11 protein-coding genes are annotated in these 16131 nt (G+C 60.6%); 4 read left to right on the top strand and 7 right to left on the bottom strand.

What is annotated here, in order from left to right:
* Positions 1-108: 108 nt before the first annotated feature.
* Positions 109-2268, bottom strand: coding sequence for a malate synthase G (locus ACXAH0_RS24135; RefSeq protein ID WP_475195659.1), 2160 nt, complete (start codon positions 2266-2268; stop codon positions 109-111).
* Between the two features lie 237 nt (positions 2269-2505).
* Here ACXAH0_RS24135 and ACXAH0_RS24130 point away from each other — a divergent pair, with 237 nt between their 5' ends.
* The 3 genes from ACXAH0_RS24130 (at position 2506) to ACXAH0_RS24120 (ending at position 6758) form a co-directional block, all read left to right on the top strand.
* Entirely contained in the window at positions 2506-3426 is a 921-nt protein-coding gene (locus tag ACXAH0_RS24130; protein ID WP_475195710.1) for a DMT family transporter, read from the top strand.
* Positions 3427-3544: 118 nt separating this feature from the next.
* Complete coding sequence (locus tag ACXAH0_RS24125; RefSeq protein WP_475195656.1) at positions 3545-6286, top strand: cation:proton antiporter; 2742 nt, start codon at positions 3545-3547, stop codon at positions 6284-6286.
* Positions 6287-6455: 169 nt separating this feature from the next.
* Positions 6456-6758, top strand: a complete 303-nt coding sequence (locus ACXAH0_RS24120) for a transposase (RefSeq protein ID WP_475195651.1) — start codon at positions 6456-6458, stop codon at positions 6756-6758.
* A gap of 144 nt (positions 6759-6902) precedes the next feature.
* Here ACXAH0_RS24120 and ACXAH0_RS24115 read toward each other — a convergent pair whose 3' ends face one another.
* From ACXAH0_RS24115 to ACXAH0_RS24090, 6 genes are all read right to left on the bottom strand, one after another.
* Entirely contained in the window at positions 6903-7844 is a 942-nt protein-coding gene (locus ACXAH0_RS24115; protein ID WP_475195646.1) for a hypothetical protein, read from the bottom strand.
* Positions 7845-8112: 268 nt separating this feature from the next.
* Entirely contained in the window at positions 8113-8919 is an 807-nt protein-coding gene (locus ACXAH0_RS24110) for a mechanosensitive ion channel family protein (RefSeq protein ID WP_475183737.1), read from the bottom strand.
* Positions 8920-9136: 217 nt separating this feature from the next.
* Complete coding sequence (locus ACXAH0_RS24105) at positions 9137-10660, bottom strand: ankyrin repeat domain-containing protein (protein WP_475195642.1); 1524 nt, start codon at positions 10658-10660, stop codon at positions 9137-9139.
* Positions 10661-10849: 189 nt separating this feature from the next.
* On the bottom strand, positions 10850-11713 hold the full coding sequence (locus ACXAH0_RS24100; RefSeq protein ID WP_475195640.1) for an SDR family oxidoreductase: 864 nt from the start codon (positions 11711-11713) through the stop codon (positions 10850-10852).
* Between the two features lie 94 nt (positions 11714-11807).
* A complete protein-coding gene (locus ACXAH0_RS24095) occupies positions 11808-12542 on the bottom strand; it encodes a crotonase/enoyl-CoA hydratase family protein (RefSeq protein ID WP_475195637.1) in 735 nt (244 codons plus the stop codon).
* A gap of 24 nt (positions 12543-12566) precedes the next feature.
* Complete coding sequence (locus ACXAH0_RS24090; protein ID WP_475195635.1) at positions 12567-14348, bottom strand: acyl-CoA dehydrogenase; 1782 nt, start codon at positions 14346-14348, stop codon at positions 12567-12569.
* 217 nt (positions 14349-14565) lie between these two features.
* Here ACXAH0_RS24090 and ACXAH0_RS24085 point away from each other — a divergent pair, with 217 nt between their 5' ends.
* A complete protein-coding gene (locus ACXAH0_RS24085) occupies positions 14566-15561 on the top strand; it encodes an L-threonylcarbamoyladenylate synthase (RefSeq protein ID WP_475195633.1) in 996 nt (331 codons plus the stop codon).
* Positions 15562-16131 lie beyond the last annotated feature (570 nt).

The raw sequence follows: 16131 nt of genomic DNA, 5'->3' as shown, positions 1-16131 counted from the left end.
GTCCAAACAGTCACGAAGGACGGTTACGGGGTCAAACCATGAACCGCCAACCGTCCATTTTGGCGCCTCAAATCCGTCACTCGCCGTAACGCGCTAATACCCCCCCATTCACCCCACCTTCCCCTTAAACTCAATCCGCCGCCGATGCAGCACCGGCTCGGTATATCCGTTCGGCTGCTTTGTCCCCTCCAGCACCAGTTCACACGCCGCTTGAAACGCGACTGATGTGTCGAAGTCCGGGGCCATCGGGCGGTAGAGGGGGTCGCCGGTGTTCTGGCCGTCGACGACGGCGGCCATTTTCTTCAGGGTTTCGACCACCTGCGCTTCGGTGACGACGCCGTGGTGCAGCCAGTTGGCGATGTGCTGGGAGGAGATGCGCAGGGTGGCGCGGTCTTCCATGAGGCCGGTGTTGTTGATGTCCGGCACCTTGGAACAGCCGATGCCCTGCTCCACCCAGCGGACCACATAGCCCAGAATGCCTTGGGCGTTGTTGTCGAGTTCGGCCTGAATGTCGTCCGGTGCCCAGTTAGGGCGCTCGGCGACGGGGATGGAGAGGATGTCGGTGAGTTTGGCCGGGCTGCGCTGCGACAGCTCCGCCTGACGGTCCTTGACCGATACCTTGTAATAATGAAGCGCGTGCAGGGTTGCGGCGGTGGGGGACGGGACCCAGGCGGTGTTGGCGCCCGACATCGGGTGGCCGATCTTCTGCTCCAGCATGGCTTCCATCAGGTCGGGCATGGCCCACATGCCCTTGCCGATCTGCGCATGGCCCGGCAGGCCGCAGGCAAGGCCGACATCGACATTGTTGTTCTCATAGGCGCTGATCCAGGTGGCGGCCTTCATGTCGCCCTTGCGGATCATCGGTCCGGCTTCCATGGAGGTGTGCATTTCATCGCCGGTGCGGTCCAGAAAGCCGGTGTTGATGAAGAACACCCGGTCCCTTGCCTGGCGGATGCACTCTTTCAGGTTCACCGTCGTGCGGCGTTCCTCGTCCATGATGCCCATCTTGAGGGTGTTGCGCGCCATTCCGAGCGCGTCTTCCACGCGGCCGAAAATCTCAGAGGCAAAGGCAACTTCCTCCGGCCCGTGCATCTTCGGCTTGACGATGTAGGCCGAGCCCGCGCGGCTGTTGGTCTCAGCACCATTCGGGCCGATGTCATGCAGGGCGATCAGCGCGGTGATCATGCCGTCAAGAAGGCCTTCGGGCGCTTCATCGCCGTCTTTGTCCAGCACCGCATCGATGGTCATCAGGTGGCCGACATTCCTGACCAGGAGCAGCGAGCGGCCATGGAGCGTCAGGGCGCTGCCATCCGGGGCGGTGTAATGCCGGTCGCCATGCATGCGGCGGGTGACGGAGTTGCCGCCTTTTTCGAAGGTTTCCTCCAGATCGCCGCGCATCAGGCCAAGCCAGTTGGAATAGACCAGAACCTTGTCCTCGGCATCGACGGCGGCGACGGAATCCTCGCAGTCCATGATGGTGGACATGGCCGATTCCAGCACGACGTCGGAGATATGCGCCTTGTCGCTCGATCCGATCGGGTGCCGGGCGTCGATGTTGATTTCCAGATGCAGGCCGTTCTTTTGCAAAAGCACCTTGTAGGGCGAGGCCGTGTCGCCGGAATAACCGGCGAATTGCGCCGGGTCGGCAAGGCCCGTTGTGCCACTTGCTGTTGTGACGACCAGCGCGCCGAGCTCAATGCCGAGGCCTGAAACATCCGACCAGTTGCCTTGCGCCAGCGGCGCCGCCTCGTCCAGCACCTTGCGGGCATAGGCGATCACGTCCGCGCCGCGGGCCTGGTCGAAGCCGCCCGGCTGGGGCCTGGACCCCATGGCGTCGGTGCCGTAAAGCGCGTCATAGAGCGAGCCCCAGCGCGCATTGGCCGCGTTCAGCGCGTAGCGGGCATTCATCACCGGAACGACCAGCTGGGGCCCGGCGACAGAACCGATTTCCGGGTCGACATTCTCAGTCCCGACCTGAAAGGTCTCGCCCTCCGGCACCAGATAGCCGATCTCCGTCAGGAACGCCTCGTAGGTTGCCATGTCGGGCGTGCCGGGATTGGCCTTGTGCCAGGCGTCGATCTTTTCCTGCAGCGCGTCGCGCTTTTGCAGCAGCGCGCGGTTTTTGGGCCCAAGATCATGGATCAGCGCGGAGAGGCTCTTCCAGAAATGGTCCTGCTCCACGCCCGTTTCCGGCAGGGCCTTGTCGTTGACGAAGTCGTAAAGCTCCTGAGCAACCTGCAATCCGTGGGCGGTGATCCGGGCGGTCATTGTGCGTCTCCATAAAACAAGCGGTCAGGGGACGGCCCTGAACCGGTTTCAATCCACGTTTTGGGGAGAAAGCCTGCTTGCGTCAATTGCCTGAAGCATTTCATGACCTTTTCCCTTTTGGAAAAAATAGACGGAATTATCTCTCTCAATATCGCGCTGTCCTTCAAATTGCACTTTCCGCAAGGCGCACAATCAGGTACCCGTGTCCGCTCAACCCACAATTTTGCAAGGCTTTCCATGTTTGCGGCAGCAAGACGATTTGGCGACCTGACATACGGCAACGCTCTGGTAATGCTGGGGCTGACAACGCTTTTTTGGGGTGGCAACACCGTCGCCGGGCGCCTTGCGGCTGGGGAAGTCTCCCCCATGGTGGTCGTTTTCTTGCGCTGGATGATCGTTGGCGGCATTCTGGTTCCGCTCTGCTGGAAAGAGATCCGGGCCGAATGGCCTGCGATCCACCCTTACCTGCCGCGTATGAGCCTGATGGCCGTCTTCGGGTTTGTCGGCTTCAACACCCTGTTCTATATCGCTGCCACCCGGACGACAGCCGTCAATCTTGGCATCATTCAGGGGTCAATTCCGATCATCGTTCTGCTTGGAGCCATGCTCGCCTTCGGCACAAGGGTCCGCCTGCTTCAAGTTCTCGGGATCCTCGTGACGCTGGCAGGCGTGACCCTTATTGCCTCCCAAGGGCATCTGGAAACGCTGAGGACCTTGTCGATAAATCCCGGGGACGGGATCATGCTGATCGCGTGTCTGCTCTATTCTGGCTACACGCTTGCGCTCCGAAACCGGCCCAAAACCTCCGGACTGGTGTTTTTTGCCGTTCTGGCGGGCATCTCGGTTCTGGCATCGCTCCCGGGCCTTGCCTTTGAAATTGCAACAGGCAGTGCCCAGGCGCCAAGCGTCAAAGGCTGGCTGGTCGTGCTTTACATCGCCATCTTCCCCTCCTGCCTGTCGCAGATCTTTTTCATGCGCGGCGTGGAACTGATCGGCCCGGCCCGGGCCGGTGTGTTTGTCAATCTCGTTCCCATCTTTGCTGCGGTGCTGGCCGTGTCGATTTTGGGGGAGCCTTTCGAATGGCACCACGGGCTGGCCCTTGCAATGGTTCTGGGCGGGATCTGGCTTTCGGAACGCAAAGCGGGCGGGCTTCAGTAACCAGCTTTGTTAAAAATCGGGGCGAGCCTTTGATCTCGCCTCATTCTCGCGGCACAGTGCATACATGGAAACACCTTTAATAACAGGCGCCTTTGCGCTTTTGTTGATAACAATTTCCTTGTTGCAGCCCCTCGCCCGCCGGCTGGGACTGGCGCCCAGTGTGCTTCTGGCAATCGTCGGAACGCTGATCGGGATCGTGGCCACCTATCTGTTTTATACACCGCACACCCATCGCTTTGATGCCTTTGCCGACATCTTTGCCAATCCCCCGCTGGATTCAAAGATGATCCTCTACATGTTTCTGCCGCTGCTCCTGTTCCAGACGGCCCTGACCCTCGACATCCGCCGCATTCTGGAAGATCTGATGCCAATCCTGGTGATGGCGGTGGTGGCTGTTTTGGTGGCAACCGCCTTTATCGGCCTTGCCCTTTATCCCCTGTCCGGCATGAGCCTGCTGGTCTGTCTTCTGCTTGGCGCCATTGTCGCCACCACCGACCCGGTGGCCGTGGTCGCCATCTTCCGCGACATCGGAGCCCCCGCCCGTCTGGGCCGGATCGTGGAAGGCGAAAGCCTGCTGAACGATGCAGCTGCCATCGTCATATTCGTCATTCTGCTCGGCCTCTTGACCCATGAACAGTCCTTGACGCTGAGCGAAGCGTTCATGGCGTTCGGACGGTCCTTTGTTGGCGGTGTGCTGGTCGGAGCCGTCCTGGCCCGCATGGCCGTCAGCCTTTTGTCCCTGATGCGCGACCTGCCCCTGGCCCAGGTGACCCTGAGCCTCGCCCTTCCTTATGGAACCTTCGTGCTCAGCGACCAGTTCGCAGACGTTTCCGGGGTTGTGGCGGTCGTCTGCGCAGGAACGATCTTCAATCTCTACGGCCTGTCGCGCATTCAGCCGGCCAACTGGCAGTTTCTTCATTCGGTCTGGGAACAGCTGGCCTATTGGGCTGCTTCCCTGATCTTTCTCCTGTCCGCCATCCTGATCCCCAAGCTCATCCGGGGCTTTACGCCAATCGACATCCTGCTTCTGTTCGTGGTGATCGTGGCGGCACTGGCCGCCCGGGCCGTGGTGATTTTCGGGTTGCTGCCCGCCTTGAGCTTTTTCCGCATGGGCCAGTCGGTCAGCACCAAATACAAGACCGTGATCCTGTGGGGCGGCATGCGCGGTGCTGTCACCCTGATCCTGGCGCTCAGCGTCTCCGAACACGCCACCCTCGACCCGGAAGTTTCCGGCTTTGTCACCAAACTGGCCACCGGCTTTGTGCTGTTCACGCTGCTTGTTTATGGCACCAGCCTGAAACCCCTGATCCGGCTTCTTGGGCTTGACCAGCTCAATGCCCGCGACGAGGCCCTGCGGACCCAGTTTCTGTCTCTGACCCTCGCGGATGTGCGCTCGGAACTGGACACGGCCGCCAGCAGCTACCGGATCGGCGAACGGGTGACCGCTGACGTCCTGAAGGACTATGGCGATCGGGCTGCCCTCGCGGCCTCTGAAACCAACAAGCTGGAAGAGCTGAAAGACTGGGACCGGGTGCGCATGGGGCTCATCGCCCTTGCTGACCGGGAACAGCAGCTGGTTCTGGACCATTTTCACGAAAAGACCATATCCGGCCGCTCCGTTTCCCGCTTCCTGACCCTGACCGGCCGCCTCGGGGATCTGACCCGAAGCGACGGGCGGTCCGGCTACAACAAGGCCATGCGGCAGCCCTTGAAATTCGGGTTTGGCTTCCGCATCGCCCAGGCGCTGCAGCGGCGTCTGAGGATTGCCCGCCCGCTTGCAAATCTTCTGGCGGAACGGTTCGAGTTCCTTCTGGTCTACCGGATCATTGCCGACGAGCTGACGGAGTTCAACAACCAGCGCATCCGCCCCCTGCTCGGCAACCGGGTTGCCGACATTCTGAACGATGTCCTGTGCCTGCGCCATGACGAGACCGCCAAGGCGATTGACGCGTTGCGCCTGCAATATCCCGACTATGCCGATGCGCTGGAACGCCAGTTCCTGCAAAAGGCAGGCGTCCGGCTGGAAGAGACCGCCTATAACGAGGCCAAGAAACAAATGCTGATCGGCACGGAGCTGCATCAGGATCTGATCAGGGATGTGGAACGGGCCCGCAAGGCCAGCCACCGGCGGCCAAAGCTGGATCTCGGCCTCAAGACAGCAGATCTGGTCGGTGCGCATCCGTTGTTCAAGGACCTGCCGCGCAAGCAGCAAAAGGCCATCCGGCGGAAAATGCGGCCCCAGTTCGCCACCCCGCGCGAAAAACTGATCCGCCGGGGCGATCGGGGAGATGCGGCCTATTTCATTGCATCAGGCGCGGTTGAAGTGCGTGCGCCGGGGCATCTGGTCCGGCTTGGGCGCGGCGATGTGTTTGGCGAAATTGCACTGATGACCGGCGGGCGGCGCAGCGCCGATGTGACCGCGCTTGGCTATTGCCAGCTCCTCAGCCTCGGGGCCCATGATTTCAAGGCGCTGATGGCCGAGCATCCTGAATTGCGCGAGCATGTGATCGATCTTGCAGCCAGGCGGCAATTGATGAATACGGATCAGAACCTTCACGAGATGGAAGACCCGGTCGTGCCGCAATTCATCGCCGGGCCGGAGCACGAACACCAGCCCGCAGAAAATCCCCTTTCGGAAGAACACTTAAACGAAGATCCAGAACATGCAGATCCTGGGCAGCAGCCTCAGGGCTCTGACATATCCGAGCTGGAAGCGCTGCTGCAGGCAGACCAGACAGCAGCGGGTTTGGTGGCAGAACCCGAAGACGCGCAGGCGCCCGCCCGGCTGAATGAGGAGGCTGCTCTTCCTGAAGAGGAGCCCTCTCCGGCAGAGATCTCTTCCGGCTCGAAAGCCAACTGACCCGGAAGCTGCGGGCCTGAGAGCGTGCCGCGTTCATCCGGTTTCAAACTGAATTGTCTTTTGCGTTGAAAGCTCTGTTTCGAGGTGAGCGTCCGCTGAACCCCACTGGACCTGTCATGGGTTTGTGCCGCTCCTTTGACTTGGTATTTTGCAAAGAAGGAGAATGTTCATGGCATCACGTCACGGCGCGGAGTTTCGCGCAGAAGCAGTCATGAGTGCGCTGACCATCGGCTTGTCTCGCAAGCAGGCCGCCCAAGATCTTGGTGTTGCTTTCTCGACACTGAACCGTTGGATACAGCAGGACTGGCGCGATCCTGAGAAATCGGCCACACAGTCTGACCTTGAAAACGAGATAGCGGAACTTCGCCGAGAGAACCGCCTGCTCCGGGAGGAGAGGGAGGTACTACAAAAAAGGCCACCCAGTTCTTTGCCACTCTCTGTGATTGCGCAGCAATCGCAGAGAGGTGGATAGAAAGAAGCAAATGGGTAGTGTACGCGGACACTATCGATTCAGAAGCTTTCGGCGACCAGCGATTTTGGCGGTACACCCATTTTCGTGCGCTAACGAAGCCAACGATCTTTGCCGCCCCGCGCACCGGGATCCGGACAGCTCCTACTAACGGTACTCTTCCGCCGAACACGCTCTCTGGATCCATGTCGCGACATGCGCCCGGCATAGATATTGGAGCTGCGGCGTGTGCATCTCTTTCGGCTCGGCGCTCCGCATGAAAGCGAGCGTCAATTCCGGGTCCGCACCCATGGCGTGAATGTAGTCAAAGACCACCTGATAAATCTTACTTCCAAGCGGCACCGCGATACCGTCCTCACCGGATATCTTATGGAAGCCGAGAGCGGGATATGGCGACCAGATTTGTCGCTCAACACCTCCGAGAAAGACGAGCGGACACGCCGAGTAGCAGGGATTTCGAAGCGTCGTTTCCAAACCGCGCTTTCGGATCTCGACCCCGGCGAGCAGGGACTCGCGGACGTTTCCGCCATCGCTCCCCAGTGCCACCACCTTGACTTCAGGATGGGCGTTCAAGGCTGCAATGAGACGGTCATGATAGCCTTCGGTCACCGGACCGAAGACGTGAAGGGCGCCGTCCCGGACGTCATAAAAGGCTTCCTTGATTTTCTCCTCAACCCTTTCGGAACCGGGAATGCCCATGCGGCCTGCGCATTCCGAATTCCAAATTCGAATACGGCGCGACATCGGAAGATCCTTCAGCTTGCGTGCTTGATAAGCCCAGTTCGCTAGGCTCTGCCCTTCCTCCAGATATTCTTGCCCGGTTTTCGGGTGTTCGTATTCCGGGACGTCGAGGTGAGCCGACACTTCCTGCTTGTTCAGCATCCGACCGAGAATTGAACATCGATGACGTGGAACACCTATCTCATTTAAAGCGGTGCCGAGATATCCCGCGTTCATGCTGTCGGCGATGTCGAAGTAGCGCTCGCTTTTGGCTTCGACGGCTTTAATCGCGGCATCCCAGGACATGGTGTTCGCGGAGGACGGAAAAAGGGTAAGGAAAATGAGCGTGACCAGCAGAAGACGTTTCATCGAAGTTCCGAACGAGTGGTTTGACCGGCTCATGCAGGATAAATCAGTGCAACCGAAAGGTTCAATCGTCTTCCGGCTGTTGGGTTAGATAGTCCTCAGGCTTACCACTTTCCCGGAGTTCTTCCTTCGTGAGATTGGTAGCGTCCTTCAGCAGTCGCTTTCGTTTCGAGGCAGCGAAAAACATATTCACTCATATGCGATTTGCACTGAAAAAAGCCCGCGTCCAGCGGGCGCGGGCTCTTACGGGGGCCGGAACCTTGACAGAAAGTCAGCCTGCCTTTTGAATTTCCACCGAGTGGGGATAGGGAATGGACACCCCGCCCGCGTCAAAGGCTTCCTTGACCGCTTTCAGCATGTGGAACTTCAGCTCCCAGTAGTCGCCAGCCGCGCACCACAGGCGCACACCCAGATCAACCGAGCTGTCGCCGAGGTTGGTCACCCGGACCCAGGGCTCCGGGTCCTTGTGAACCCGCTCATCCGCCGTGGCCACATCCAGAATGATCTGGATGGCCTTGTCCGCGTCATCGCCATAGTCGATCCCGAAGGTGAGATCGAGCCGCCGGGTGTCATGGGCGGAGAAATTCGTCACAACAGATCCCCAGGCCTTCCCGTTGGGCATGATGATCTGCACATTGTCCGGGGTCACCAGCTCGGTGACAAAAATATTGAGGTCCTTGACCGTTCCGGACGTGCCGCCGATATCGACAAACTGGCCGATCTTGTAAGGCCGGAAGATGATCAGCATGACCCCGGCGGCCACATCGCTCAAGGTGCCCTGCAACGCCAGGCCAATGGCCAGCGTGCCGGCGCCGAGAACGGCAACCAGGCTGGTGGCCTGAATGCCGAACAGCTGCAGAACCGCGATAAGGGTGATCAGCAGGATCAGCCAGCGTACAATCGAGGCTGCGAAGCCGCCAATCGTGTCGTCAATGCGCGGATGACTGACAATGCGCCGCCGCACAAGCGAAGACAACATGCCCGCCACCAGCCAGCCGATGATCAGGACGACAACGGCTTTCGCCGCGTTGATCAAAAGCGGTGTGTAGGCACTTACCTGATCGACTGCCGTTTCCATGAAATCCCTCCTTGAAAAACTACAACGTAATTTTGACGTATCGGTTCCAGAGACTTGACCGCGAACAGGTCTGCGGTCAACAGGAGATTGGCGCAGGGGGCCAGGAGCAGATTGCGCTCAACTGGATTTGTCTTTCACGATCTTAAATCAAAGATCTCAACACAATAGACAATAGACAAAAGACAAAAGAGTTGAAACCACCTGAGCCCAGCACGCTCTAACCGGTGCTTTCCTGCCAGCTCTCTAGAAACGCCACCATGTCTTCCTGTCCGCCTTGCGTGATTAGATCGGGATGAAGCGGGCATCCGGCCTGAAGCAGCAGGCGCGCACAGGCGATGTGATCCGCCTCCTTCCTCTGCGGCGCAAATTCCGCTCCATGACAGACCGTCTCCAGGGCGTCCCCGCCATAGGCGTTTTTATGCGCCAGATCCGGCTTCAGGGACAGGAAATAGGCAAGTTGCGGTGCGAAGCCATTCCAGCCCGCCGATTGCAGCGGCGTCAGTCCCATGGAGTCCGGCTGGTCCGGGTCCAGCCCGGCTGCCACGAGCGCTTTCAAGTGATCCAGCGTGCCTGGCTCTAACACAAGCCGGGTCAGCAGGCTCCTGTCCTCCTCATTCAATGCATCAAGGTCCAGACGTCCCGGCAGCCCCTCCCCCTCTGCACAGGCAGCAAGAACCCGTTCATTCGCGGACAGGGGCGCCGCGCTGCCCAGTTCGCGCAGGAGCGTAGCGGCAGGCCGGTTGCCGTAGATCCGCGCCAGGGCATAGGGCGTATGCCCCTCCCAGACCGCGTCCGGTGCTGCCCCATGGTCCAGAAGCAGCTTGAGACAGGCTTCAGAGCGGCCCCGGCGCACGGCCTGGTGCAAGGCGGGGATCGTGTTCAACGGCTGCCCGCTCGGGTGGTCCGGCACTGTCACGTTGGGATCTGCCCCGCCCTCCAGCAACAGGCGCACCATGCCGGGATTTTCGAAATCCAGCGCGCGTGGCAGCGCATTAGTGCCATCGGGCCTGGCTCCATGTTTCAGCAGCAGTGCCAGGGCCCTGGTGTGACCGAGTTCCGTGCTGTGATAGAGGCTTTCGTCATCATTGGGATTGGCGCCGCGCTCCAGCAGCCACTGGCCAAGGGCAAAATTATCCGCATGGCACAGAGCCCCGTAAAGCGCGGAAATCTTGTGATCGGATCCGGGCTCCGGAGGATAGCCATCATCAATATCGGCGCCCCCTGACACCAGCAGTTCCGCAATTGCCAGCATGTCAGCTGCCTTGTCCGGGCGGCGGTGGATTTCCCTGGAATAGGCCAGGTGCAGGATCGGAGAACGGACGCCCACGAGGTCGGTGGCTGAGGCCGGGTCCTGATCCAGCGCCCTTTTGACGCCCGCCAGATCATAGAGCGCGATCCTCAGGCCGAGATTGTGAGATGCCAGACCCGGATCTCCGGCAAGCAGCTTTTCCGTTACCCAGTGCTGCCCGTTATAGAGCGCGATTTTCAGCCGTTCAGCCTGCTGCTCCCGGCTCATGGCGCGGCTTTCGAGATCGAATTTCAGCTTCGGCCAGCTGTTCTGCCCTGCTTCACGGGCGATCACATGCAGAAAATCCGCATGGCGCAGTGCTTTGTCTGCGGTCACATGGGCTGCCACCCGGGCTTTTGCATCGGGGTCACCTGCCGCATGCGCCTTGCGCAGCCTGCGCGCTGCTTTTCGAAGGGTGTTCAGGTTAAGGGGATCGGAAGGGCCGTTTGACATGGCTTTTCTCCTGTATCGCGTGCCCGGATGATCCGCTTGTGTCGGGCGCAGGTGAAAAACCGGCAATTTCTCTTTTGTCAGGGTGCTTTCGCTTTCCGCGGATCCGGCAGCCGCCCTCGTCGGCTTCCAAGAAATCTGGCGCACCAACCGCCAGATTGCAAGCCGGTTCTTGCCGCGGCCCGTCGCCGGTCAGGATGTGACCGGCCCGAGATCCGCCGGGGCAACGCTGTCCTCCGGCACGAAAAAATCCGGAGCCAGCGCCTGGCTCGAGTCGACCCGGTAGCGGTCAAAATCCGTCACGCCCCGGCTGGCCAGGAACGTGTCGTCGATCAAGAACTGGCCGGTAAGCTCTTTTGACGGTGAGGTGAAAATCTCATAGGCCGCATCCGCCAGAATGTCGGGTGTCCGGCTTTGCAGCATCATCTTGTCGCCGCCGAGGATGTTCTTGATGGCTGCTGTTGCTATGGTCGTGCGCGGCCAGAGCGCATTCACCGCAATGCCCATGGATTTCAGCTCCCCGGCCAGTCCCAGAACCACAAGGCTCATGCCGTATTTGGCGATCGCATACGGAGTGAAGGGCGCAAACCACTTTTCCTGCATGTCAAGCGGCGGCGACAGCATCAGGATATGCGGGTTGTCTGCCCGTTTCAGATGCGCGGCAGCGTGTTTGCAGCATGCCAGCGTGCCCCTTGTATTGATCTGGTGCATTAGATCGAACCGTTTCATGTCGGTCTGTTGCAGCGGGGTCAGCTGAATGGCACTGGCATTGTTAACAACAATGTCCAGACCGCCAAAATGCTCTACCGTCTGATCCATGGCCGCCTTGACCGCCGCATCGTCGCGAACATCCAGAACCACCGGCAGCGCTTTGCCACCCGCCGTCTCGATCTCTTCCGCGGCGGTGAAGATCGTGCCGTCCAGTTTGGGGTGCGGTTCTGCGGTCTTGGCCGCGACGGCAATATTGGCGCCATCCCTGGCCGCACGCAGCGCAATCGCCTTGCCAATGCCGCGCGAGGCACCGGTAATGAAAAGGGTTTTGCCCTTCAGGGACATAGGGGTCTCCTCCATCGCCGCACTTGGTCGGCGCTTTTTTGTTTGTCAGCATCAGGATGCACGCGCCTGCCGTTTCAAAGCGGGCGCGGGCGTGTCATTTCGCCATGAAGGCCTGAAAGGCGGCGATGGTCTCCGGCGCGCTCAGGCGCTGGGAGAAGATCCGGATTTCCTCTTCCACCCGGTCCGACAAGGCGGTTGTATCCCCCCGCAGAAGTTTGCGGGAAAGGGCCATGGCTTCCGGCGGCTTGGCGGCGATCTGCCGGGCGCAGTCCAGAGCGGCGGCGTCGGGATCATCTTCCACCACCTTGTTGACGAGACCCACCCCTGCCGCCTCCGCCGCCGTCATCGGCGCGCCGAGGCACAACAGCTCAAAGGCTCTGGCATGCCCCATGAGCTGCGGCCCAAGCAGGCTGGACCCGGCTTCGGGAACCAGACCCAGATCGACAAAGGGCGAGCGGAGCAGCGCGCGCGGGCTGGCAAAAACCATGTCGCAATGCATCAGCAGCGTTGTCCCGACACCGATTGCCAGACCGTCAACCGAGGCGACCAGAGGTTTCTCATTGCGCACGAGCGCCCTCAAGAACCGCACCACGGGCATGTCTGCAATCGCACCGCCGGTAGCATAAGTCAGGAAGTCGCCAATATCATTTCCGGCGGTAAAGACCTCTGCTTGACCGCAAACGAGATGGCAGCGCAGACTGCTGTCCGAATTGCCCGTCTCCAGCGCTTCGGCAAGATCTGAATACATGGCCCCAGTCAGGGCGTTTTTCTTTTCGGGACGGTCCAGACGCAGGATCTGGACCCCTTCCTCCCGGCTTATGCGGATCATGTCGGTCCTCCCCAGGACGAAGCGTCAGGACGCCAGTGCTTCCGGATCAAAGGCCTGGATAGCTTCCGCAGACAAAAGAATGTCGGCTTTCAGTCCGGCGGTCTCGCCCAGCACCGTCTCGCAAAAACTGCGGGCCAGCAGGGTTCTTTCCGCGGCCAGATGGGCCGGTTCGGACCCCGAGCGCAGCGCGCCCTTGGCCAGAAGGGCGCCCCCCAGAACCAGACCGGCCAGGCGCAGATAGGGGGTTGCGCCGGACAGGGCATCCCCCACCCGGCCCTCGCTTTGGGCCGCGTGCATATAGGCGGTAGCCGCCTCCAGATCCTCAAGTGAGGCCGAGAGCTGGCCGGCCGCCGCGCCGAACTCCGGACGGTTCGAGGCGGCCACCTCGCTGGCAATCTCTTTCAGCTCCGCGATGAAGGACCGGATCTGGTCTCCGCCGGACAGCGGCAGCTTGCGCATGACCAGATCGATGGACTGGATGCCATTGGTACCCTCATAGATCGGCGCGATCCGGGCATCACGCAGATGCTGGGCCGCGCCGGTTTCTTCAATGAAGCCCATGCCCCCATGGATCTGGACCCCGAGGGACGCGACCTCGACGCCGAAGTCCGTCGCAAGGGCTTTGGCAATGGGGGTCAGCAGGCTGGCGCGCTCGCTCCAGAAGGTCTGGTCTTCCGCTGTTTCGGCCCCGTTGGCCCGGTCAATTGCATGGGCGCAGGCGTAGCAGACCGCCCGGGCCACCTGGGTCTTGGATTTCATGGTGACGAGCATGCGCTTGACATCCGGGTGGCGGGCAATGGGGCTCATGCCCTCTTCCGTCTCGCCCAGTGCCCGGCCCTGCCGGCGGTCCAGAGCATAGGCCAGCGCCTGCTGATAGGCCCGCTCGGCCACTCCAAGGCCCTGAATGCCCACCGCCAGGCGGGCGTTGTTCATCATGGTGAACATGCAGGCAAGTCCCCGGTTTTCCTCGCCCACAAGCCAGCCGGTTGCCCCGCCCTCGTCGCCATAGACCATGGTGCAGGTGGGCGAGCCGTGAATGCCCATCTTGTGTTCGACCCCGGCCACCCGCACATCGTTGCGGGCCCCGAGCGAGCCGTCTGGATTGACAAGGAATTTCGGCACCAGGAACAGCGAAATCCCCTTTGTGCCCGCCGGCGCATCCGGCAGGCGTGCCAGGACCATATGCACGATATTGTCTGTCAGATCATGGTCGCCATAGGTGATGAAGATCTTCTGGCCGAAAATCCGGTAGGTGCCGTCCGCGTTGCGCTCCGCCCGCGCCCTGAGCGCATTCAGATCCGACCCGGCCTGCGGTTCGGTCAGGTTCATGGTGCCCATCCATTCCCCGGACGCCAACTTCTGAAGATAAGTGGTTTTCAAATCCTCAGAGGCATGTTTTTCCATGGCCTCGACAGCACCCATGGTCAGGGTCGGTCCGATGGCAAAGGCCATTGAGCCTGAATTCCACATTTCGAGCGCGGCCGCCGACAGCATCTGAGGCAGGCCCTGACCACCTGACGACACTTCAGCCGACAAGCCGTTCCAGCCACCATCTATCCAGGCCCGGTAGGCGTCCCGCCAGCCCGGAGCCGTTGTCACCCTGCCCTCTGACAAGGGTGTGCCATGCCGGTCGGCAATGGCATTGAGCGGCGCGATCTCTTCTGAGGCAAACCGGCCCGCCTCGGCCAGAATGGCGTCCACAAGGTCATCGCCAAGATCGGCATGGCGCCCGTTCGCACGCAGCTCGTTCAGGCCGCAGACATGTTTCAAGGTAAAGGCAATTTCATCGACAGGCGCGCGATACATTCCGGTCCTCCCAAGACCCGAGCGGCATTTGTGAGCCGGCAATTTGACGTTTTCTCCGCTCCGCGCTTGACGGCAGCACGGACAGTCCGCAAAAGGCGCGTCAGGCGAAGTTTGACAGGACAATAAACCAGTTGACGTTAGCGTCAATCCATACCGCTACGGCAGGCACGCGTCTTTCTCACTTTACGGCCACACACAACCCCTAAGGGTATATGGCATGCAGCGCTGGACTGTACATCTGAACACCCCCGACTGGCAGGCAGCCCCTGTTGCGGGCGACGTGTGTGCCGCCCTGCGCGCCGGGCAGCTTGTCGCCGTTCCGACCGAAACAGTCTATGGCCTGGCCGCCGATGCCACCGACGGAGCCGCCTGCGCCCGGATCTTCGAGGCCAAGGGGCGGCCGCAATTCAACCCGCTGATCTCCCATGTGCCCTCCCTGGATGAGGCGCTAATACATGGGGCCTTCGACACCAGAGCGCTCCGCCTTGCCGAAGCATTCTGGCCGGGGCCGCTGACGCTCGTTGTTCCCAAGCTGAAATCCTCCCCGATTTCGGATCTGGCAACGGCCGGACTGGAAACTGTGGCGCTGCGCGTGCCCAGCGGACCGGTGATGCGGTTTCTGGCCGCCAGAACCGGACTCCCCCTGGCGGCCCCCAGCGCCAACCGCTCCGGCCGGATCAGCCCCACACGGGCCGAGGATGTGATTGCGGATCTCGAACCGTCCTTGAGCTTTGTGATCGATGCCGGCCCCTGCTCTGTCGGCATTGAATCCACCATTGTGGGGCTGACAGACGCGCGCCCGCGTCTGCTGCGCCCCGGTGGCGTGACCCGCGAAGCCATCGAAGCTCTTCTGGACGAGCCGCTTCTGGACAAGCCGGACACCATGGCGGAGACCGCACCTGCCGCTCCGGGCATGCTGACCTCCCACTATGCCCCCGATGCGGCCATGATCCTGAATGCAGAAACTGCGGTGCCGTCCGACGCCCTTCTGTCCTTCGGCCCGGACCGTTTGCCGGGCGCCGACAAAGCGCTTGCGGAGTACAATCTGAGCCCTCAAGGAGACTTTGCTGAGGCCGCTGCGAACCTGTTTCGGGGCATGCGTAGCCTCGATGCGAGCGGTGCCTGCACCATCCGGGTCCAGGTTATCCCCAGCCTCGGACTTGGCGAGGCGATCAACGACCGGCTGCGCAGGGCCGCCGCACCGCGCCCTTGAACGCGCGCGTCCGGCACCGCCGCAAGCCCGCCCCATTTCCGCTTCTTTTCAGAAGATTTCGGCAGATCTCTGCGATTTTGACCGCCACAAAAAAGGCATATTCCTCAAACGCTCCCGTCACACACCTTGAGCAACGGTTGAAGTCTGTCCGCCTGAAGTTAATGCGGGAATTCAAGACGATTTCGTTGCGTCATATAAACAAAAAACAAGTTCACAACTTGCGCCACACCTATAAATTTAAAATCCATCAAAAGGTCATCAAATGAACTTATCAACATATTGCTTTTAACAAATTACTGTAAAAAGCTCGCATTACATTGAAAGAATCACTTATTCTTGCAGCATCAAGAGAGATGCAGCGGACCTCCCCTCGGGCATTGCGGTGCTCGCACCTTCAAACAGACCGGCCATGCGCCGGTCTTTTTTTGATCTGTTTTCGAGTGCTCCGCCGCCCTCCTCTATACATAGCGTCATTCCGGCGGCCACTCTCCTGAGCCTATGATGCGGGGTCGTAGCACACGCCCCAAGAGGCATAAAAGGAGAGTGACCGTGTCGGAGTATGTTGGATTT

The organism is Roseibium sp. AWQ4_290 (assembly GCF_056160985.1).
The sequence above is the reverse complement of the archived record's forward strand: the minus strand, read 5'-3'. Positions and strand labels throughout refer to the sequence as shown.

Excerpts from the sequence above, each read along its gene's own strand:
- ACXAH0_RS24115 (WP_475195646.1), bottom strand. The coding sequence starts at position 7,844 with ATGAAACGTCTTCTGCTGGTCACGCTCATTTTCCTTACCCTTTTTCCG.
- ACXAH0_RS24110 (WP_475183737.1), bottom strand. The coding sequence starts at position 8,919 with ATGGAAACGGCAGTCGATCAGGTAAGTGCCTACACACCGCTTTTGATC.
- ACXAH0_RS24135 (WP_475195659.1), bottom strand. The coding sequence starts at position 2,268 with ATGACCGCCCGGATCACCGCCCACGGATTGCAGGTTGCTCAGGAGCTT.
- ACXAH0_RS24105 (WP_475195642.1), bottom strand. The coding sequence starts at position 10,660 with ATGTCAAACGGCCCTTCCGATCCCCTTAACCTGAACACCCTTCGAAAA.
- ACXAH0_RS24100 (WP_475195640.1), bottom strand. The coding sequence starts at position 11,713 with ATGTCCCTGAAGGGCAAAACCCTTTTCATTACCGGTGCCTCGCGCGGC.
- ACXAH0_RS24120 (WP_475195651.1), top strand. The coding sequence starts at position 6,456 with ATGGCATCACGTCACGGCGCGGAGTTTCGCGCAGAAGCAGTCATGAGT.
- ACXAH0_RS24095 (WP_475195637.1), bottom strand. The coding sequence starts at position 12,542 with ATGATCCGCATAAGCCGGGAGGAAGGGGTCCAGATCCTGCGTCTGGAC.
- ACXAH0_RS24090 (WP_475195635.1), bottom strand. The coding sequence starts at position 14,348 with ATGTATCGCGCGCCTGTCGATGAAATTGCCTTTACCTTGAAACATGTC.
- ACXAH0_RS24130 (WP_475195710.1), top strand. The coding sequence starts at position 2,506 with ATGTTTGCGGCAGCAAGACGATTTGGCGACCTGACATACGGCAACGCT.
- ACXAH0_RS24085 (WP_475195633.1), top strand. The coding sequence starts at position 14,566 with ATGCAGCGCTGGACTGTACATCTGAACACCCCCGACTGGCAGGCAGCC.